Origin of the sequence: Microbacterium sp. Marseille-Q6965, from assembly GCF_946151065.1 — a bacterium.
Taxonomy (GTDB): domain Bacteria; phylum Actinomycetota; class Actinomycetes; order Actinomycetales; family Microbacteriaceae; genus Microbacterium.
The window spans coordinates 275,940-296,522 of the sequence record NZ_CAMGZA010000002.1; the positions used below are offsets into that span (position 1 = coordinate 275,940).

The following is a 20,583-nucleotide window of genomic DNA, read 5'->3' on the forward strand; positions in this document are numbered from 1 at the left end:
ACTTGCAGACACTGCGCGAGAATAGGGCAGTGACCGAAGGCAAGCCATCGCACCGAGTGCTGTCCCCCGTGCTGAATTCGCTGCTCGTCGCGGGAGCCCTCCTGGTGGCGCTGACGGTCACATCCGGCACCCGTCCCGGGAACCTGTTGGATGTTCTGGACGGCAATAGTGTCGCGGCGGCATTCGTGTTCATCGCGACCCTCATGGCAGCGCTATGGGCTCGTCGGCGCGCCACGGTCCGTGCCGCGGCGTGGGCACTACCGCTCGCCCTGATGTTCGCGTTCGCGGACATCGTTGGGGTGTCCTTGGAGCAGCCGGACGCCGGTCTCGACCTGCTCCTTCGATCGACGCCAGCTGAGACCGCTTGGGTGCTGTGTAGGCTCGGCGGCACCTTCACCGCAGCCGCTATCGGGCTGACAACTCTGCTGATCGTTCTGGAGCGTCTGCGCCAGCGGCCTGTTGGTACGTCTCGCGCCGCTCGAGCTGTCGATAATCTGCGGAAGGGCGGCTGGCGGGGGTTTGCTGTTCTGGTCGTAGTTGTCCTCGTCTTCCGCCTCCCGTACCTGGTGCTCTGGTGGCCCGGGATCGTGCCGTTCGACACCTTCCGCTCGTACGCCTACGCGAGGGGCTTCGGTGAGTGGTCGCAGTACGAGCCCCTCGGACACTCGCTCCTCATCACCGCAATGCAAGGTATCGGAACGTCGCTCGGGTGGGGTGACGCGGGAGGAGTCGCGCTGGGAGCCGCTCTGCAGGTGCTGACCACATCCGCAGCATTCGCGTTCCTTCTTCATCGCCTCGCGGTGTGGGGCCTCCCCGCGCCCGTCTGGATCGCCTGCGGGGTATGGGTCCTCCTGGTCCCAACGCTCGGGCTCATCTCGGTCACGATCGTGAAGGACGCGCCGTTCATGTCCGCACTGGTCGTGTTCCTGACATGCCTCGGCGAGATCGCCGTAGCGGGGAAAGGCCAACGCAACACGCGCTGGCCGTGGTGGACACTTCTCGCCGCTTCGCTCGCGCTGCTCGTTCTCCGGAACAACGGCGTCTATGTGGTTCTGATCGGGCTGGGCGTGCTTGCGGCGACGGTTCTGCGGCGCCGCTGGAAGCCACTGCTGGGCATCCTCGCCGTCTCGCTCGTCGCGTACGCCCTGTATGCGGTTCCGCTTGTCCGCGCGGTCGGGGCGGAACCCGGACCGCCGGCCGAATCGTGGTCGGTCCCCATCCAACAGATCGCGAGAATCGCAGCCGATCATCACGAGGAGCTGTCGCCCGAGCAACTCGCGTTCGTCGATTCGCTGTTCGACGAGTATGACGCGGCCACCGTCGGTGAGCACTACGAACCGGGCATCTCCGACCCTGTCAAGGCGGATGCGAATGCGAACTGGGGTGAGCGCTCAACGCTCGAGTTCGTCCGGGGGTGGCTCGATCTTGCGCTGGCGTACCCGGTCTCCGCCGTGGAAGCGACTCTCGCCGGTACGGTGGGGTACTGGGCACCGGGGGCTCCGTCCTATGACGGGCTGATCTACATGTCCCACAACGATGTGCGAGGCGTGCACCTCGACATCCCGTTCGGTCCGACGGACGGAGGCGTTCGCGGATTCCTCGAGCGAAACGACCTGTTCGACGGAGGTCTGCGCTCGATTCCGGTGATCGGGCTGATGCTCTCGCCTGGAGTCATCACATGGGGGTGGGTGATCGCTTTGGCGCTGATCATTCGAGCGCGCAACTGGCCCGCGCTGTCGATCTTCGTCCCTGCGATGGTCTTGTTCGCGACGCTCCTAGCAGGGCCCGTGTCCGGCGGCATGCGTTACGCCCTCGGGTTCTACGCGGCACTGCCGCTCGCTGTGGGCGTGGCGGTGCTGTCCGCAATCAGCGCTCGGCCGGCGGCGCCTGCTCCCGGAATACGAATCGGTCGTAAGTGACGTACCGGAAGACGGTGGCGAGCGCCTGACCGATGAAGGTTCCCGAGATGTTGTCCGCAAGCACGCTGTCGAGGCCCAGCACGTAGCGTGAGAATGCCAGGCAGCCCAGCTGCAAGGCGATCGCAATCAAGTTGCACACAGCGAAGGCGATGTAGCGAGACCACTTGTGCGGCAGGTGTCGGTCGCTGAACGTCCAATAACGGTTGCCCACGTAGGTCACAACCGAGGCGAGGACGATGGCGATGATCTTCGCCCAGATGGGGTAGGTGAAGAGTGGGCCATGCCCCGTCACCCAGAAAACAAGCAGGTTGTAAGTGATTGCGTCGACGAGGAATGCCACGCCGCCGATGACGAGAAATGATCCCGTCTGCCTCACGTGCTTAACGGTGGGTGCGGTCATGTGCGAGCCTTCCGATCCGAGCGGGATGCCCGTGCGAGCCTGGCCCGGCCTCCGCAGTCCTCCTGCGGCCGGGCTCCCCGATTCTACGTTGACGAAGGAACGTGCCACTTGCAGGTTGACCCGATCTACCATCACCACCCCGTGTCACTGCCGCGACCGAGGCTCGCGGCCACGAAAGCGTCGCGCGTCCGGGCCTGACGCGAGGAGTGCGGAGCGCCGGTGGCGCGGGTCAAGAGAGGCGAAACGATACGCTGCCCTCGTGAGCAAGGGATGTGAAGGATGACCTTCGACGGCGAGATGCTCCACGGTGTGCGCCTGCTGCGCTGGGCGCCCGACGAGGGCGGCCAGAATTTCGGCGACGAGCTTGGGCCACTCATCGCTCGAAGAATCATCGAGGCACACAGTCCGACAAGCCAGCCGGAGCGCCCACGGCGGCTCGTCTCTATCGGTAGCGTGCTTCATCTCACTGAGCCCGGTGACGTGGTCTGGGGCGCCGGCATCAACGGGAAGGCATGGGCGCGACCGCCCCAGGGTCTAGACATCCGTGCGGTGCGCGGTCCGTACACGCGCGCTGCCTTGCTCGCGCTCGGGAACCCCGTCCCCGATGTATACGGCGACCCAGGGCTGCTCCTGCCGCGATTTCTTCCGGACCTATCTCGAGTAGAGAGCGGGGACGTTCTCGTCGTTCCTAATCTCAACGATCGGCAGCTACTAAGCACGCCCGCCGCAGTCGATCCCCGCACTGATCCTGTCGACATGGCGCGAATGATTGCCGGCGCCTCGTATGTCATCGCGAGTTCTCTCCACGCATTGGTTCTCGCTGATGCCTTCGGAGTCCCGTCCCGTCCCGTCCTCTCGTCGAACGAGCATCCGTTCAAGTACGTGGACTACTACGCGGGCACCGGACGCTCGGCCGTCCGCTTCGCGACCTCCGTCGAGGAGGCGCACGAGCTCGGCCCAGTCGAGCCGGCGCAGTTCGATGCCGAGCGTCTCCTGGCGGCGTTTCCGCTGGACTTGTGGGGGGTCGGTACACACACGGCCAGGAACGCCGAGAGGTTCTCGGAGCTCCGCTCCGAATCGCAAAGGGAACGGGAGCGCGTCGTTGCGGCATATCGCCGTAATCCGACACCCGAGGAAGCGCTCGCCTACGTTCGCATCGAGGAGGTCGCCGCGGGGCAGGCCCCGTACCACGTGCGGATTCTGGAGGACGCGGCGCGGCTCCGGACCCCGTCGCGAGCGGTGTACCTCTCCGTCGAGCGCTGCCTCGCAACGCTTGGCCAGGACGCCGAAGTGGACAGGCGAATCGAGCGCGCTCTCTGGAAACTGCGCACCCAGCAGGACGAGTTGTCCGAGCGGGAGATGCTGATTTGGGAGCTGGTTATCGGAGGGGAAGTGGAAACCGCGCGCCGACTGCTCGCAGGAGAAGTCGATGTGGGAACGGCTCGCTCCTCTTCGGCTGCGGTGATCGATGGTGAGCAGCCGCAGGCCGGCTCGTCCCGGGGCGGGGGCTCGCTAAGGCGGCTCTTCGGTCGGCGGAAGGGCTAGGAGTAGACGCCGCGCTGGGGTGCGCGAAAACGCGACGGTCACTCGCCGCATGGGCGCACTGTGGTGCAGGTAGCCGCGTGCTAGCCTGAGTCGGCTCGAACGACGGTCGCCACCAGCCGTCTCCTACATCCTTTACGTGCGGAAGTCCTCAAGCATGCCTCAGCCTGTCATCGCTGCGATTGTTCCCTGTTACAACGAAGAGGTCGCGGTGGGGAAGGTGATCGCTGATCTACGTGCCGCGGTGCCGGAGATGGTGATCTACGTCTACGACAACAACAGCTCCGATCGGACAGCGGAGGTGGCGGCCGCGGCGGGCGCTGTGGTGCGCCGGGAGGAGCGCAAGGGCAAGGGCAACGTGGTGCGGCGTGCCTTCGCCGACATCGATGCCGACATCTACGTGATGATCGATGGAGACGACACGTACGATGCTGCGGCGCTGCCGGACATGATTCGCACGCTGCGTGAGGGACCGTACGACCACGTGCTGGGCGTGCGGACGCAGCCTGAGGGTGTCGAGTCGGCGTACCGGGCCGGGCATGAGCTGGGCAACAGGGGTTTCAACTGGCTGGTCGGCGGGATCTTCGGCGACGAGGTCAGCGACATGCTGAGCGGTTATCGGGTGATGTCGCGTCGGTTCGTGAAGAGCTTCCCGGCGGCGTCTCGGGAGTTCGAGATCGAGACCGAGTTGACGGTGCACGTGATGAGCTTGCGTGTGCCGCAGGCCGAGGTGCCGGTCGGTTTCAAGGATCGGCCCGCGGGCAGTGAGAGCAAGCTGCGCACATATCACGATGGCTTCCGGATCCTGAATCTGGTGGTCCAGCTGATTCGGCACGAGCGGCCGCTGTTCTTCTACGGGATCGTCGGGGCGGTGTTCATGCTCGCTGCGGTGCTACTGGGCATCCCGCTGGTGATCGAGTTCTTCGACACCGGTCTGGTCCCTCGGTTCCCCACGGCGATCCTCGCGGTGGCGCTCGGCGTGATGGGTGCGCTGTCGTGGTCGGTCGGGCTCGTGCTCGACGGCGTTCTCAAGGCGCGGCGTGAGGCCAGCCGCCTGAACTACCTCCAATACGCTGCACCCGTCCACGAGGGCTGAGGACGCGCCCGTGTGGCGGACGAACACGGCGGCGCGCGCTATCCGCGGAGTGGGCAGTGCCGGCGGTTGGCTGCTGGCGGTCATCGTCGTCACGGTTCTGGCCGCCTACGCCACGGCCGGCTGGCTCCGTCGGCGCTTCGAGGCGAGCCACCCGGGGGAGTACCCCCTTTTCACACAGCTCGTCGGGGATGATCCGCTGCTCACCGCCGCTGTGTTCGGCGGGACGGCGGCCGGCTACGCCGTCGTCCTCTTCGTCATTCGGTTCGTCGCGACGCGCGCGCTCCGTCGGCACGGCGGCGCGACGCCCAGCCCGGGGCGCGCTGCCGTCGCGGTCGAGTGGGCGTTTGCGGCGTGGTGGCGGCTCGCGCTCGTTCTGGTCGTCCTATGGTCGCCCCTGCTCGTCCTGCGCTGGCCGGGGGCGGTCAATCCGGACTTCGCGCTCATGGTGACGGAGATCACGACCGCGCGCTCTGAGTATGCGCCCGACGCCTTCAAGCCCTACGACGTCTATCCGATCGCCTACTCGCTGATCCCCGAGGGGGATCTCCTCTGGTCGAACCACCACAACGCGTTCCTGACATTGCTCTACGGGCTCGTGACGGGGGCGAGTGGTGTGTTGCTTCATTCGTACATCCCCGCGATCGTCGTGCTGGCCTCCTCCCAGGCCGCTTTCACGATCTTCGCCCTGGCGCGTGCGCTTCAGCTGTTGGGGCGCCATGTTGCGAAGTCGTGGCCGAAGGCGGTCGCCCTGGCGCTGACCGTCGGCTGCGTGATGACTCCGTTGTGGTCAATGGACCTCTCGAAGAACCCGTTGTTCGCCGCCGCGTTCGTGTGGTGGTTCGGCTTGGTGGTGCATGCCGTGCTGTCACGCGACGCCGTGCGCCGCGGCTGGGTGTGGGAGATCGCGATCGCGACGACCGTCATGATCGTCAGCGCGAAGTTCGCGGTGTACATCGCGGTCGTAGGCGCATTGTTCCTCGTGTTCCGCCGTCGCGGCTGGCTGGGCGTTGTGCTCGGCATGCTGCTACCGGTGCTCGTGTTCCAGATCGTGTTGCGCGGACTCATCGGGCTCGGCGTCGTGATCTCCGATGACCCTGTCGAGGCGAGAGTTCTGCAGCTGCAGCAGGTCGCGCTCACGCTGCGCGAACACCCGAACGCGTTGAACGACGACGAGCGAGCCGAGGTGGAGAAGATCTTTGACATCGAGCAGATGACAAAGGTCTACAACCCGGAGAACGCCGACCCGGTGAAGTCCAGCGGCTACGAGGAGAACGGTAGCTACCGGTGGCGCACCGTTCGACAGGAGGACTGGAGCGGTTTCACCGAAATATGGGCGAAGCTCGCCGCTCGGCATCCCGACACGTATCTCAACGCCCTGCTGCTGAAGTCGGATCGGTACCTCGACCCGCTGGCACGGGCCTACCCCTGGCCTCCGCTGGCGGCGCTGGACTGGCAGCTCAGTTATACCTTCGACCTCACCGGCGTGAACGATGCCGGTCGTGCCGCCCTCCAGACCGGTCTCGCGGACGTGTACGAATCGCCTTTCCGGTATCTCATCTCGCCATCGATCTGGGCAATCTTCACGATCCTTGTCTCCGCAGCCGCGATAACACTTCGGCGCCCCGGTGTCCTCGCATGGACGGTTCCGCTCGCCCTGCAGGCGGGCGTCGCCATCTTGTCGCCATTGAACGGCTCGGGGCGCTATCTTCTCGGCCTCACGTACAGCGCGGGCCTCGTTGTACTGGCGCTCCTTGCGCAGCGCGGGGACGCTGCGGGGGAAACCGAGCCGTCGGGCGACGGGGCCGACGACCTGCTGCAGACGGACGCCGCGAGCCCCGTCACGGATGTCGCAGCGCCCCCGGCCTTCCCGGCGGAGGAAGCCCCATTGCGCAAGGGCTTTAGCCCCGCGTCAAACGCAGCCGCGATGCCCTGAGAGAATGGACCCCATGACTGATCTCCTCGTCGTCGGATCCGGCTTCTTCGGGCTCACCATCGCCGAGCGCGCCGCGCAGGCCGGCCGCAAGGTCACCGTGATCGAGCGCCGCCACCACATCGGCGGCAACGCCTACAGCGAGGCCGAGCCCGAGACGGGTATCGAGGTGCACCGCTACGGCGCGCACCTGTTCCACACCTCGAACGAGAAGGTGTGGGAGTACGTCAATCGGTTCACGACGTTCACCAATTACGTGCACCGGGTGTACTCCACGCACAAGGGTCAGGTGTACGCCCTCCCGGTGAACCTGCACACGATCAACCAGTTCTTCCAGGCGTCCTACACGCCCGACGAGGCGCGTGCCCTCGTGAAGGAGCAGGCGGGGGAGTTCGACGTCGCGTCGGCCACCAACTTCCTCGAGAAGGGCATCGCCCTCGTCGGGCGCCCCCTGTTCGAGGCGTTCTTCGCGCACTACACGGCCAAGCAGTGGCAGACCTCGCCCGAGAAGCTCTCGGGCGACATCGTCAGCCGCCTGCCCGTGCGCTACAACTACGACAACCGCTACTTCAACGACACGTACGAGGGCCTGCCGACCGACGGCTACACGGCGTGGCTTGAGCGGATGGCCGACCACCCGAACATCGAGGTGAAGCTGAACGTCGACTTCTTTGACGAGTCCCAGCCGCTGAACAAGAAGGCCGTCGTCGGGCAGCTGCCGGTTGTCTACACCGGACCGGTGGACCGCTACTTCGACTTCGCCGAGGGCGCGCTGGCGTGGCGCACGCTCGACTTCGAGGAGGAGGTGCTGAACGTCGGCGACTTCCAGGGCACCCCGGTGATGAACTACCCCGACCCCGACGTGCCGTTCACGCGCATCCACGAGTTCAAGCACTTCCACCCGGAGCGCAAGGACCAGTACCCGGCCGACAAGACCGTCATCATGCGCGAGTTCTCGCGCTTCGCCACCCGCGACGACGAGCCGTACTACCCGGTGAACACGGACGAGGACCGCAAGGGGCTGCTCGCCTACCGGGAGCTCGCGAAGGGCGAGAAGGACGTGCACTTCGGCGGGCGCCTCGGCACCTACCAGTACCTCGACATGCACATGGCCATCGGCTCGGCGCTGTCGATGTGGCGCAACGAGTTCGGCGGATCCGACGACTGACGCGTGATCGGCTGACGGCTCCGTGATGTGGATCGCCGCCGTTCCCGCGATCCTCGTCGCGGTGGCGCTCGTCGTCGTCCCGGGGCTCGCGGCGACGGCGCCGCTGCGCCTGGGGGTGCTCGCGCGTTTCGCGCTCGCGGGGCCGGCCAGCGTGTGCGTCATGGGACTCGCCGCGGTCGTGTTCGGCGCCGCGGGGCTGCCCTACCGGGCGTGGCAGCTGCTGCCCGTCGTGGCCCTTGCGGCCGCGGTGGCCTTCGCCCTGCGTCGGCACATGCGGCCCGTCGCCGCCCCGCTACGGCGGGGCGCGCTGTGGGCACTCGGGGGCGCGTGGGCGCTGTCCGCCCTGGCCGCCGCCGTCGTGGCGTTCTGGCGCGTACCCGACCCGGACCGGATCTCCCAGACCTACGACAACGTCTTCCACCTCTCGGCCGTCGCCGCGATCCTGGACGGGTTCTCGGGGTCGTCGCTCACGCTGCGCTCGCTGAACGAGACCGCGAGCGGCGGCCTCGCGTACTACCCGGCCGCCTGGCACGACCTGGTCGCACTCACGGCCCAGCTCTCGGGCGCGAGCGTGCCCGTCGCCTTCAATGCGGCGTGGCTCGCGGTGCTCGCCGCGGTGTGGCTGCCGGGCATCGCGTGGCTCGCGCACGTGCTCGTGCCCGATCGGCTCGCCGCGGTCGTCGCGATCCCGCTCGGGGTGTCGTTCGGCTGGTTCCCCTACGGTCTGCTCACGTGGGGCACGATTTACCCGACCGCGTTCGCGCACGCGCTGCTGCCGGCCGCTGTGGCGGTGACCGTGATCGCCGTCCGTGCGGAAACCGCCGCGCCCGCGGCCGAACGCGTGCGGACGTGGCTTCTCGGGGCGGGTGGTGTCGCCATCGCGCTGGCCGCGGTGGCGCTCGCGCACCCGCGCGTGCTGCCCACCTGGCTTCTGCTGGTCGCGCCCTTCGTCGTGTGGCGGCTTGTGGCGGCATTCGCGCGCGCCTGGCGGGCGGGCGGGCGCGCTCGACGCAGTGCGGTCGCCCTACTCGGCGGGGTGGGCGGCGCGGCGCTCCTCGCCGTCGCCGTCGCGTTCGCATACGCGGTCGTCGGCCTGGGGCTCTTCGACGAGCCGCTCGAGAACCGCCTGAACGGACCGCAGGCTCAGGCAGTGCAGTCGCTGGGGGAGGGCGTGCTCCAGGTGCTGCTGCTGCGTTCCATGACGGGGGTCGACCGCATCGTCACGGTCGTCTCGCCGCTGCTCGCGTTGTCCGTCATCGCCGGCGTGATCGTCGCCGTGCGCCGTCCGCGCGCGCGGTGGATCGTCGTGGCCTACGTCCTCGCGGCCGGCCTGTTCGTCTTCGCGGCCGGATCGGACGACGTGCTCACCAAGCTGGCGACGGGGGTCTGGTACAAGGACCGCTTCCGGCTGGCCGCGGCGCTGCCGGTCCTTGCCGTGCCCCTGGCGACGATGGGGATCCTCGCCGTCGCGCGACGCGCAGTGCCGGTTCGCGGCGTCGGCGCCCGCGCTCGAGCCGTCGTCGCGATCGGCGCGTCCGCCGTCGTCGCCTTGACGGCGACGGGCACGCTCGCCGCCACGGGCGTCACCCAGTCGGTCGGGCGCGTCTTCCACCAGCCGCCGAGCGACGCCGACTGGGAGGTGGTGTCCACGGCGCAGACCGCGTTCATGCGCCACGTCGTCGCCAAGGAAGTGCCCGCGGACCAACGCGTCCTCGGCGACCCGTGGGACGGCAGCGCTCTGACCCAGCTGTTCGCGGACCGTGAGCCGGTGTTCCCTCACGTGAACGGGCAATGGGACCCGGCGCGGCTGGAGCTGGCGTGGCGGCTCGACGAGGTCGAGTCCAACCCGGCCGTGTGCGCGGCGCTCGACGAACTGCGCGTGCGCCACGTGCTCTACAATCCGCACGAGTTCGGCGGAGGAGACCCGGCCGGCAATCACTTCCCGGGACCTCATGCCGCGGTCGAGGCGGGGGTGCTCACCCCGGTCGCGTCCGACGGTGAATCCGTGCTCTACCGCATCGACCAATGCGGGCCGCTGCCCTGATGCCCCGGGGAAGGGCGTGCGGGTCGCACCCAATCTGCGACCGTAGGATCGTGGTGTGACAGCCACACGAGCGGGAGCGCCGCGATCCCTCAGGCGCTACGCGCACTCCCTCTGGCTGCTGTCGGCGCGCGACTTGCGCGTGCGCTACGCGACGAGCTGGCTGGGCTACCTGTGGAGCGTGCTCGATCCGCTGGTGATGAGCGCCATCTATTGGTTCGTCTTCACGCAGATCTTCCACCGGGCGGGCGAAGAGCCGTACATCGTCTTCCTCATCGCCGCGCTGCTGCCCTGGGTGTGGTTCAACGCCGCCGTCACCGACTTCACGAAGGCCTTCAGCAAGGACGCGAAGCTGGTCCGATCGACATCGATCCCACGCTCGATCTGGATCGGCCGGATCGTCCTGTCGAAGGGCGTCGAGTTCCTGTGCGCGCTGCCGGTGCTGGCGATCTTCGTCATCGCCAACGGCGCGACGGTCGGCTGGGGGCTGCTGTGGTTCCCGGTCGCGATCCTCGTGCAGCTCGCGCTGCTCGTGGGACTCGGCCTCATCGTGGCGCCGCTGTGCGTGCTGTTCAGCGACCTCGAGCGGACGACGCGTCTCATCCTGCGCGCGCTCTTCTATGCCTCGCCGATCATCTACAGCGTGAAGGACCTGCCCGACGGGTTCGGCTGGCTCGACATGGCCAATCCGCTCGCAGGCATCTTCACGATGTACCGGGCGGGGTTCTTCCCGGGGCAGTGGGACACGGCCGCCGTCGTGTCGAGCGTCGTGCTGAGTCTCATCGTCCTTATCGCCGGCGTGCTGACGTTCCGGGCGCTCGAGCGCCCGGTCCTGAAGGAGCTGTGATGGGCAAGAACGGTCACGACAACGCGATCGAGGTCGCCGGTCTCGGCGTGCGGTTCCGCCGCAACCGCCGTGGTCGACGCAGCATCAAGTCGCTGTTTGCGAGTGCCCGCCGCCGCGTGCCGATGGGCGAGTTCTGGGCGCTTCGCGATGTCTCGTTCACGGTGAGGCCCGGTGAGTCGATCGGTGTGATCGGCCGCAACGGCCAGGGCAAATCGACGTTGCTCAAGCTCGTCGCCGGCGTGCTGCTGCCCGACGAGGGGCACGTGCGCGTCAACGGGGGAGTGGCCCCCCTCATCGAGCTCACGGGCGGCTTCGTGGGCGACCTGACCGTCCGCGAGAACGTGCGCCTGACGGCGGGGTTGCACGGCATGACCCGCGCCGAGGTCTCGGCGCGCTACGACGAGATCATCGCGTTCTCGGAGCTCGAGGACTTCCAAGAGACCCCGTACAAGCACCTGTCGAACGGCATGAAGGTGCGGCTGGCGTTCGCCGTCGTCTCGCAGCTGGACGAGCCGATCCTCCTCGTCGACGAGGTACTGGCCGTGGGAGACAAGTCCTTCCGCGCCAAGTGCTACGCGCGCATCGACGAGCTGCTGGCCGAGGGACGTACGCTGTTCTTCGTCAGTCACAACGAACGGGACCTGCAGCGCTTCTGCACGCGCGGACTCTACATCCGTGAGCACCGGCTCGTGATGGACGGGCCGATCGATGATGTGATCGCCCAATACAACGCCGACAACGCGAGCTGACGGTTCCAGGAGCCCGCACTATCAGTCTTGTGGGCGGTACACACCCTGTTGTGCCTTCAGCTCGTTCCAGTAAGTGAGTGACTCGGGCAGGTTGAAGCGGGCAGCGAACTCCTGAGCCATGCCGCGCTTGTCGTCGCCCGTGAAATGGACCAGGAAGTGCTCGCGCGGGCCAGCGACAAAATGCTCCGGCCGCGTGTTGAACTCCTCATACGGCATACGCGCCAGAAACTTGCGGCTCCGGTACGAGGGATTGGTCGCGAGCTGGTACACCATGGCGTCCTGATCGCCCTTGGTGTAGTGCCCGTACTTCTCCGCGTCCCACCACGAGGCCACGGTGGAAAGATCGGTGTCCTGCACATCGCGCAGAAAGTCCGCGGCCTTCCGCGTGTTCCGGATGAGGAAATTGCCGGAGCTGACCCACGTCCACTTGCCATCCCGATTCGGCGACTCGCACATGATCAGCGATGCTTTTGGTGCCCGACGAATGAACTGCTCGAGACGAATGGAGCGGTCCATGACAAAGGCGTCGTCGTCGATCCAGAACACCCAGTCGAACAGCGGAAGCAGTTTGAGGATCTTCTCGATCTTCGCCAGGAACCGATACTGCGTAGTGGGCGCGATGTCGAAGATGTACGTGTATCCGTGCTCCCGCGCATACAACTCGTGGTTGACGTGCGCGAGGGTTCGTACGCGGTCACAGTAGCTGACGATGCCGATGCGGGGCGCTCTCAACGGGACTCCTTTTCCTGCAACCCTACAACGACGTCCGCGCGCTCCGTCTACCGGCCGACATCAAGGAGGCCGCTCGTAGAATTGGACGAACGGCTCGACCGATCCCACCTGGAGTGCAATCACCGTGACCAAAGAGATCCACGCCGACGCCTTGATCCACCCATCCGTGCGGATGATGGGCGACGGGATCTCCATCCGTGAGGGCGTCAAGATCTACCGGGGCGGAGAGATTCTAGGTCCTGACGTCGTGATCGGTGCCGAGACGTTCATCAACCGCGACGCATACATTCGCCCCCAAGTCACTATCGGGGAGCGAGTGAACCTCGGACCCTTTGTGCGGCTGATCACCGACACCCACGAAATCGGATCGCGAGAGCGCCGAGCAGGGGCGCATCGCTTTGATGCGATTACGATCGGCGATGGCGTGTGGATTGGCGCGAACGCCACGGTCTTGCCCGGAGTCAGCATCGGCGCTGGGTCCGTGGTGGCGGCTGGCGCGATCGTGACGCAAGACGTTCCGGAGGACGTGCTCGTCGGCGGCGTTCCCGCACGCGTCATCAAACATTTGAGCGCCCCTGGGGCGAACCGGCAGGGAGGCCGAGGGCGGCTTCACGCCTCCAGCGGCGGCATGATCCGGAAGCTCCTGTCGCGCGCGAGGGACATGCCGTCACGCATGCCGCGCCACAGGTTGCTCCACCCCTTCTTCGTGATCTTCCGCTCAACGAAGGCCAGGCGCAGCACCTCCTTGACGAACGTCGCGGCGGTGCCGAGGGCGAAGTAGAACGGGCGATACTTGCCGTGCGCGGCGTAGTAGTGCTTCATGATGCCGCGGTTGCGCATGATGTAGTACCGGTACATGTCGCTCGAGGCATTGAAGTGCCGGATGCCCATGTCCCACTGCTTGATCTCGCGGGTGCGCTGCAGCACGAACTCGTCCACGATCGCGCTGCGGGTCACGCGCGAAGCGAGCCAGCCATAGATCGTGTCGTCCCAGTAGATGAAGAAGCGGGGGTCGGGCAGGCCGATCTGCTTCACGATGCTGCGGTGGATGAACATGCCCTCGAAGCAGCCGGAGTTCATCGGGCGGTAGCCCGAGGCATCGAAGTCGGCGGGCGCGAAGGGGATGGGAATGCCGAGCGGAACCGAGACGCGGTACTGCCAGTAGAACTCGCTGCCGTCGTAGTCATAACGGCGGCCCTGGATGCTCTTGAACCTCGGTGCCCAGGCGCCCATGCGCGCAAGGCCCTCAGGGAGCACCTCGACATCGTCGTCCATGAGCCACATCCACTCGGATCCGAGCTCGTACGCGACGCGCATGCCCTCACTGAAGCCGCCGGAGCCGCCCGTGTTCTCCTCGAGACGCCGGTAGACGATCTCGGTTCCGATCCGGTCGCGGTACGACTCGACGACCTCGGTGGTGTCGTCGCTGGACGCGTTGTCGACGATCACGACGTGGCCGGGCTTCGGATCCATCCGCTCGATCGAGTCCAGCAGCCGCGAGAGCAGATGCGAACGGTTGTACGTGACGACGACGATGGTGGCCGTCGCCGGATCGAAAGCGCTCATGCCTTGTCCTCGCGAGTGGTGAAGAGGGGCGCCCACGCGGCGGCCGTGACGAGGTCCGGCAACGCCGCGCGGTACCGCGCCGCCAGCTGGGGCCACTCGCGCTTCAGCTGCGCGTGCAGCCGCACGGACTCCCGCAGCTGGCGCCGGAAACGAGCCCGATCGCGGGTGTAGATGTTCTTACCGGAGCCGTCGGCCGCGCTCACGAGAGCGCTGTCGTAGAGCGGTACGCGCCACCAGTGCGCATCGTGTTTGCCGAACTCCACCTCCGGCGCCTCGAGGTTGCGCGGATCGGGCTTGTGGAGCCAGTGCGAGACGAGGGTCCTGGCGGTGAAGGCGCGCAGGCGAACCCCCGTGGGGCTGTCGAAGACGCCCTTGCGGAGCCGCTTGAAGACCTGCCGGCCCTTGCGCGAGTGCAGCACCACCTCGGGGTCCTTGTGGACGACCGTCTCCGGAAAGTCCTTCGCCACGGCGCGCGCCCCGGGCATGGCCGTGGCGAGATTGCGGAACATGTGCTCGGGGCCGCTGAGCACGTCGCGGAGCGCTCGCAGGCGGAGCTCGACCGGGTAGTACTGCATCATCATGAGGTGCTTCAGGTCCACGCGCCTGCTGTGACGCAGGAGCGTGCCGCCGTGGGGAGCGTTCGAGTGAAGCAGCCCGGCCACGATCCGGTTGCGTGCGTGGAAGTAGGCCTGCCAGTCGATGGAGTCGTCCTTGCCCATCCACGACACGTGCCACAGCGCCACGCCGGGAAGCGACACCGTGGGGAAGCCCGCCTCGCGAGCGCGCAGGCAGAACTCCGCGTCGTCCCACTTGATGAAGGCGGGCAGCGACAGCCCGACCCGCCGGATGACCTCCTTCGGGATGAGGCACATCCACCAGCCGTTGTAGTCGGCGTCCATGCGCATGTGGAGCGTCGGGCTCTGCCGCAGGTTCGCCTCACGGAAGTCGTGAGGGAACTCCTCCTGGAACAGGTTGCGCCACATGAAGGGGTGCTCGTCGACCACCTCGGCCCACGCGTGCAGCTTGGGGCGGTCGAGGAGATCGAACATGTGGCCGCCGACGAGGGTGGGCGTCGTCGTGTAGCGACCGAACGTCACCGACCGCCGGATCGACTCGGGCTCGATGAGGACGTCGTCGTCCAGCAGCTGAACGAAATCGCTCTCGTCACGCGCCAGCGTCTCGTGCATCGAGCGCGCGAATCCGCCGGAGCCGCCGAGGTTCGGCTGAATGATCGTCTGCAACGTCTCGCCGAGCGCCGCGGCCACATCGGGGTAATCGGGCTGCGCATCCACGCGGTCCGTGCCCTGATCCACGAGGAAGATCCGGTCGATCACCTCGAGCGCGTCGGGCGACTGCCCGAGCGCGCGCAGCGTCTGGATGCAGTACTCCGCCTTGTTGAACGTGGTGATGCCGAGGGATGCCTTGCCCGTTCGCGCCGGCTCCTGCTCGGTGGTCCATTCCGCCCCCTGCAGGACGACATCGTCGGCGTCGGAGGCGATGTCGAACCACAGCCATCCGCCGTCGCTGAACTGCGTCAGCGCCAGATCGAAGTGCGTCTCGGCATCGCCCGTGACCTCGGCGAAGTCGACGCGCTGGGTCGCGCCGCCCCCGTTGGAGCGGTACACGAGCACGGTGCAGACCCCGCTGGTGCGCACCGTGAGCCGAACCGACCGGATCGAGGTCCAGTGCTGCCAGTAGGAGGCCGGGAAGGCGTTGAAGTACGAGGCGAACGACATGCGCCGACCGGGTCGAATGCGCAGCCGTCGCCGGTCGAGAACGTCGCTCAGATGCGCCTGGTTGGAGACGCGCACCGGCTTCTCGTCGATGACCGACCAGGTGTCGGCATCGAGATACAGCGGCAGCAGGTCGGGGTCGCGGTCAAGGGGAAAGACCACGTTCTGCAGTACGTGCACCAAGGCGGAAGTCTCCGTACGAGAGGCGGATGGGAGCGAGAAAGAGCCTAAGCCATCGGCCCCTGAGGGGCAGATGAGCGCGAGGCGGCCGGTCACCGGTCCGGTTCGCGGGGCAGCTCCAGCGGGGCGGTCGGGGGATGTGCGGTCTCGCCGATGCGCGTGCGCCACGACCGTGCCTGGCCGGCGCGGACCAGGCACAGCGCGAGGAGCATCCACCCGGCGCCGTCGAGGGCGAAGCTCTCGAACATCGACTCGCTGAGGATCACGACGAGCACGAGCGGCGTCCACGCGTACACGCTCGAGCGGCGCTCGCTCGCCGTGATCCACGACCGCACCAGCGCCACGGCGCACATGCCGGCGAACAGGATGACGCCCACCCAGCCCAGCTGCAGCGCCACATCGAGGTAGGCGTTGAGCGCCGAGGCGTGCTGGTCGCGCAGCTGCCAGTTGATGGAGTTGAAGGGGAAGACGTCGTCGGACCAGCCGCCGTGCCATCCCCAGCCGGTGATCCAGCGGCGCCGGATCCACTCGAACAGCTCGAGCCACACCGCGGAGCGGTTGGAGAAGTCCGTGGCGGCCCCGACGACGTCGACGATCCGACCGCGCAGCAGGTACGCCAGCAGCGCGCCGACAGCCAGCACGACGCCGAGACCCAACTGCACATCCCGTCGCCGCTCGGTATCGATGCGGCGCACGAGCGCGAGCGTGAACACCGCGACGGTGGCGACGACGGCGACGACGAACGCCGTGGGGGAGGCCGAGAGCACCGCCAGGAGGCCCGCGAGGGCGATCGAGAAGACCGAGTGGGCGCGGGCGATCGACTGCGTGCGCCATTCGACGAGGAACGTGACGAGGGCGACGACCGTGACGAAGCCGAGATAGTTGCGCGTGCCGAACAGTCCCTGCACCGGTCCGCCGGCGGCGATGTTCCCGGCGATCTGGAGGACCGGGATCGGCATGTCGATGAGGATGCCGGAGAGGATCTCGGCGGCCAGCGACGCGCCGAGCAGCGCGCGGAGCACATCGCCGAGCGCACGCACCATCTGCAGCGTGTCCCGCGCCTGCGCGATGACGACCGCGAGGAACGCGTAGGCGGCCAGCGACAGCCACGACCGCAGGGTGTCGGCGCCGTCGTCGGCCCAGAAGGCGCTGGCGAGCGCCCACGCCACGAACGCCAGGAGCATGGTGGGCGCGAAGTGCAGCGGCGACAGCTCGCGGCGTCGCGCCAAAAGGATGGCCAGCCCGATCGCGCAGAGGCCGGCGACCATGGCGTGCAGCGTCCAGGGGCCGGTGAGCCGCTGGATGGCGAAACTCGAGAAGGCCGTGCCGAGCGCGACGAGCGTGAACACGCGCGCCATCTCGGCCGAGCGCAACCCGCGCCGGATCATCCGCCGCAGCTCGAGGGGGATCACTCCGGCCCCGTCCCCGCTGCCGCGCGACCCCTCACCGGCGGGCCCTCTCCGCACTCGTCCCGACGCCCGGCTCGTCCGCCCGCTCCGCCGTGCCGTGACCGACGACGGGAGCGAGCTTGATGCGGAAGGCGATGGCGGTGACAAGCAGCCAGCCCCAGAGCATGAGCGGCCCGGACTCCGTGAGCCCCTGCGTGAGCAGCAGCGCCATGATCAGAGGTGCCAGCAGGGTCAGCGGCGAGTACGGCCGGTCCGCCACGATGTCCCACCGGGGGCGGTCCACGGCGAAGAACCAGGCGCGCCACGTCGCGGCCCCGAACACCACGGCGACGACGGCGAGTCCGACGACGCCCAGCTGCAGGAAGACGTCGAGCCACATGTCGTGCGCGTGGAACACGGTGATGCCGTGATCGAGGATCCATTCGTCGAACATCGGCTCCCACGGCACCCACGGCGTGGAGAACCCGTTGCCGAACACCGGGCGCTCCCACGCGCGTTCCCACACCGCGGCCCAGATGTCGTCGCGGCCGGTCAGACCCGAGTCCCGGCCCAGCGCCTCGAGGATCCGCGACCACAGCAGGGCGACGGCCGAGACCCCCGCCACGCCGATGCCGGTGAAGACGGCGTACAGGCGGGAGCGCGCCCCCGGGGTCGCGGCGCGGCGCATCAGCAGAGCCGCCAGCAGGACGACGGCCACCGCGGCGGCCGCGATGAGCGCGGTGGCCGAGCCGGCGCGCGCGAAGAGCACCGCAGCGAGGACCATCCACGCGATGAGCATGCCCCGCCGTCGGGGCGCCATGGCGACGCGCACCGCGAACACGATGAGGGCGAGCACGCAGAGGATGCCGAGCACGTTCGCGTTGCCGACGATCCCCTGGATCCGCTGATCCGGGTCGAACAGCGCGCCCCGCGTCCAGTACCAGTGGGGGTCGGGATCGGCCGGGGCATCCGAGAAGTTCGGCAGCAGCGGTTCGCGGCGCACGAGGGCCGCCCACAGCTCGAACAGCAGCGACAGCCCGAGCACCCACTTCAGCGCCACCTCGAGGGCCCGGGCCAGCTCACGCCAGGTGAGCACGTGCGCGAGGAACAGGCCGTGCAGCGTGGTGACGAGAAGGCCCGCCCAGGTGAGGGCGGTGGCACCCGGCCAGCGCGACCACAGCAGCGAGAGCGCCGCCAGCGCGACGTAGCCCATGGTCGCCCACGGCAGCCGCCGCCACTCGAGCACGGGCACGCGCAAACCGGACGCGTTCCCGGACGGCCGGCGCCCGCCGCGCACGATGAGCGGGATCCAGATCGCCAGCGTGGCGACCGTCAGGGCGCCGAGGAAGACGAGCGCGAGACCGCCGCCCAGCAGATTCCACCAGGCCGTGTGCGCGAACGCGGAGAACAGCACGAGGATCGCATAGGCGCGCAGCGCCATCCGGCCCGTCGCCACGCGAGGGGGCGCGGCGGGTGCCGGCGCGACCGGGTGACGCGTGATCTGGGCCATCGTGTGCCCAGCGTACCGCGCGGCTTCCGCCTATCCTGGGGCCCGTGCTGATGCCGCTGACGAACCAGCCCCGCGACTATGCCTGGGGATCCCGCACCCTCATCGCCGCCCTGGAGGGCCGCGAGCCGTCGGGCGCTGCCGAGGCCGAGGTGTGGTTCGGCGACCACCCGTCCGACCCGGCCGAGCTGGGTGACGGGCGCACGCTCGACGATTGGATCGCGCGGGAGGGCGCCGGGCACGGCGTGCCCGGGCCGCTGCCGTACCTGCTGAAGCTGCTCGCGGCCGCGTCGCCGCTGTCGATCCAGGTGCATCCGTCGAAGGAACAGGCGAGGGAGGGGTTCGCGCGCGAGCTGGGGCTCGCGGAGGGCCAGCCCCGCAATTACGCCGACGACAACCACAAGCCCGAGATGCTCGTGGCGCTGAGCGAGCGCTTCGAGGCGCTGTGCGGCCTGCGCGAGGTGGCGGGGTCGCGCCGCCTGCTCGCCGCGCTCGGGCCCGCCGCCGATCCGCTGCTCGATCGGCTGACCGGCGACGAGGCGCTGCCGTCGGTGCTGGCCTGGCTCCTCTCGGGTGACGCGCAGGCGACCGTGGACGCCGTGATCGCCGCACTGGATACCGCCGACGCTCCGGAGTTCGCCGGCGCGCTGGCCAACGCGCGCCGGATCGCCGCGTCGTACCCGGCCGACCCGGGCGTGATCGTCGCGCTTCTCATGAACCACGTCGTGCTGCACCGGGGCGAGGCCGTGTTCCTGCGCGCGGGCCTGCTGCACGCGTACGTCTCGGGTCTGGGCGTGGAGATCATGGCCGCGAGCGACAACGTGCTGCGCGGCGGCCTCACCCCGAAGCGCATCGACGTCGACGAGCTCCTGCGCGTGCTCGACGCGCGGCCGGGCCCGGTGCCCGTGGTGCTTCCCGAGGCGACAGAGGCGGGGCGCGACGGGCTGGAAGCGTTTCCCGCTCCCGTGCCCGACTTCGCGCTGTTGCGGGCGCGGGTCTCCGCAACTCGCGTCGCCCGTCTCGCGCCGCGAGGCCCCGCCATCGTGCTCGCGACCGAGGGGGAGATCCGCGTGTCTTGCGGCGATGACGCGCTCGACCTGCGCCCGGGAGGGGCGGCGTTCGCCACTCCCGACGGCGGCGAGCTGCGCGTCTCGGGCGACGGAGAAGCGTTCATCGCCCAGCCCGGCGCCTGACGAGCGGCGGGCCTTCCGCGCCGCCGGGACGGATGAGGCGTCGCGGCCGTGCGCAGGCATCGCCCCCGCTCGTCCGACACGCCGGTGCGGTCCCGCAGCCCGCCGGCGCGATATCGGCAGGACACGCCGATGGCGGCGTCAAAACCCTCCATCTGACGTTCAGGGTTTACGATCCGCGACTTGACCTCCGCGAATCACACCGGTGTAATTAACGCATCGGATCCGCCCGAGGGGCGGCGTCAAAGGGGGCAGGACATGGCAGCTGGGTATCGCTCGGAGGTTCCGGGCAACTGGTTCGTCGACCCGGTCGACCTCGGCGTCCCCGGAGTTCGTCAGCCGGCCGACGACGACAACGCCCTGGCGTGGCAGTCGGATGCGCTGTGTGCGCAGACCGACCCCGAGGCGTTCTTCCCCGAGAAGGGCGGATCGACGCGCGATGCCAAGCGCATCTGCGCCTCGTGCGAGGTGCGCGCGGAGTGCCTCGAGTACGCGCTGCAGAACGACGAGCGCTTCGGCATCTGGGGCGGGCTGTCCGAGCGCGAGCGCCGCAAGCTCAAGCGCCGCGCGAGCTGATCGTCCTCCCTCGCGCGTG

The 20,583-nt window shown here is 68.2% G+C and carries 16 protein-coding genes and 1 pseudogene; 11 read left to right on the plus strand and 6 right to left on the minus strand.

What is annotated here, in order from left to right; translation table 11 throughout:
* Positions 1 to 29 precede the first annotated feature (29 nt).
* Positions 30 to 1,919, plus strand: coding sequence for a DUF6020 family protein (locus tag N8N77_RS07830; protein ID WP_261166041.1), 1,890 nt, complete (start codon positions 30 to 32; stop codon positions 1,917 to 1,919).
* On the opposite strand, the gene N8N77_RS07835 is transcribed toward N8N77_RS07830, so the two are convergent.
* The gene (locus N8N77_RS07835) at positions 1,867 to 2,319 is read right to left on the minus strand and encodes a GtrA family protein (RefSeq protein ID WP_261166043.1); all 453 of its coding nucleotides are present in this window, start codon (positions 2,317 to 2,319) and stop codon (positions 1,867 to 1,869) included. The two genes, N8N77_RS07830 and N8N77_RS07835, sit on opposite strands and share 53 nt — an antisense overlap.
* A gap of 279 nt (positions 2,320 to 2,598) precedes the next feature.
* Between N8N77_RS07835 and N8N77_RS07840 the strand changes: the two genes are divergently transcribed.
* The 7 genes from N8N77_RS07840 (at position 2,599) to N8N77_RS07870 (ending at position 11,692) form a co-directional block, all read left to right on the plus strand.
* Positions 2,599 to 3,864 carry a polysaccharide pyruvyl transferase family protein gene (locus N8N77_RS07840; protein WP_261166045.1) on the plus strand — a complete coding sequence of 422 codons (1,266 nt, stop codon included), beginning with the start codon at positions 2,599 to 2,601 and terminating at the stop codon, positions 3,862 to 3,864.
* Between the two features lie 154 nt (positions 3,865 to 4,018).
* Positions 4,019 to 4,957, plus strand: a complete 939-nt coding sequence (locus tag N8N77_RS07845; protein ID WP_261166046.1) for a glycosyltransferase — start codon at positions 4,019 to 4,021, stop codon at positions 4,955 to 4,957.
* Between the two features lie 49 nt (positions 4,958 to 5,006).
* The gene (locus tag N8N77_RS07850) at positions 5,007 to 6,890 is read left to right on the plus strand and encodes a DUF6020 family protein (RefSeq protein WP_261166394.1); all 1,884 of its coding nucleotides are present in this window, start codon (positions 5,007 to 5,009) and stop codon (positions 6,888 to 6,890) included.
* A 13-nt stretch (positions 6,891 to 6,903) separates the two neighbouring features.
* Positions 6,904 to 8,055, plus strand: coding sequence for a UDP-galactopyranose mutase (gene glf / locus N8N77_RS07855; RefSeq protein ID WP_261166048.1), 1,152 nt, complete (start codon positions 6,904 to 6,906; stop codon positions 8,053 to 8,055).
* A 25-nt stretch (positions 8,056 to 8,080) separates the two neighbouring features.
* A complete protein-coding gene (locus N8N77_RS07860; protein ID WP_314732521.1) occupies positions 8,081 to 10,099 on the plus strand; it encodes a DUF6541 family protein in 2,019 nt (672 codons plus the stop codon).
* Positions 10,100 to 10,154: 55 nt separating this feature from the next.
* Positions 10,155 to 10,943, plus strand: coding sequence for an ABC transporter permease (locus N8N77_RS07865; RefSeq protein ID WP_261166051.1), 789 nt, complete (start codon positions 10,155 to 10,157; stop codon positions 10,941 to 10,943).
* Positions 10,943 to 11,692, plus strand: coding sequence for an ABC transporter ATP-binding protein (locus N8N77_RS07870; RefSeq protein WP_261166053.1), 750 nt, complete (start codon positions 10,943 to 10,945; stop codon positions 11,690 to 11,692). Before N8N77_RS07865 ends, N8N77_RS07870 begins: the two co-directional genes overlap by 1 nt.
* Before the next feature lie 21 nt (positions 11,693 to 11,713).
* Here N8N77_RS07870 and N8N77_RS07875 read toward each other — a convergent pair whose 3' ends face one another.
* Positions 11,714 to 12,424 (minus strand): hypothetical protein, encoded by a 711-nt coding sequence (locus tag N8N77_RS07875; protein WP_261166054.1) that lies wholly within the window; start codon positions 12,422 to 12,424, stop codon positions 11,714 to 11,716.
* Between the two features lie 175 nt (positions 12,425 to 12,599).
* On the opposite strand from N8N77_RS07875, the pseudogene N8N77_RS13450 reads away from it, so the two are divergent.
* Positions 12,600 to 12,923: pseudogene (locus tag N8N77_RS13450) on the plus strand (acyltransferase); the annotation flags it as partial.
* Positions 12,924 to 13,033: 110 nt separating this feature from the next.
* Here the strand turns inward: N8N77_RS13450 and N8N77_RS07880 are convergent.
* The 4 genes from N8N77_RS07880 to N8N77_RS07895 all read right to left on the minus strand — a co-directional run bounded on the left by N8N77_RS07880 (position 13,034) and on the right by N8N77_RS07895 (position 18,801).
* Positions 13,034 to 13,990, minus strand: a complete 957-nt coding sequence (locus N8N77_RS07880; RefSeq protein ID WP_261166055.1) for a glycosyltransferase family 2 protein — start codon at positions 13,988 to 13,990, stop codon at positions 13,034 to 13,036.
* A complete protein-coding gene (locus N8N77_RS07885; RefSeq protein ID WP_261166396.1) occupies positions 13,987 to 15,903 on the minus strand; it encodes a glycosyltransferase in 1,917 nt (638 codons plus the stop codon). The genes N8N77_RS07880 and N8N77_RS07885 overlap by 4 nt, the downstream gene beginning before the upstream one ends.
* A gap of 92 nt (positions 15,904 to 15,995) precedes the next feature.
* A complete protein-coding gene (locus N8N77_RS07890) occupies positions 15,996 to 17,315 on the minus strand; it encodes an O-antigen ligase (RefSeq protein WP_261166056.1) in 1,320 nt (439 codons plus the stop codon).
* A gap of 31 nt (positions 17,316 to 17,346) precedes the next feature.
* Positions 17,347 to 18,801, minus strand: a complete 1,455-nt coding sequence (locus N8N77_RS07895; RefSeq protein ID WP_261166057.1) for an O-antigen ligase — start codon at positions 18,799 to 18,801, stop codon at positions 17,347 to 17,349.
* A gap of 50 nt (positions 18,802 to 18,851) precedes the next feature.
* On the opposite strand from N8N77_RS07895, the gene manA reads away from it, so the two are divergent.
* Together manA and N8N77_RS07905 are read left to right on the plus strand one after the other, a co-directional pair.
* Positions 18,852 to 19,991 (plus strand): mannose-6-phosphate isomerase, class I, encoded by a 1,140-nt coding sequence (manA, locus tag N8N77_RS07900; protein ID WP_396652816.1) that lies wholly within the window; start codon positions 18,852 to 18,854, stop codon positions 19,989 to 19,991.
* Between the two features lie 255 nt (positions 19,992 to 20,246).
* Complete coding sequence (locus N8N77_RS07905; protein WP_314732519.1) at positions 20,247 to 20,564, plus strand: WhiB family transcriptional regulator; 318 nt, start codon at positions 20,247 to 20,249, stop codon at positions 20,562 to 20,564.
* Positions 20,565 to 20,583: the final 19 nt, after the last annotated feature.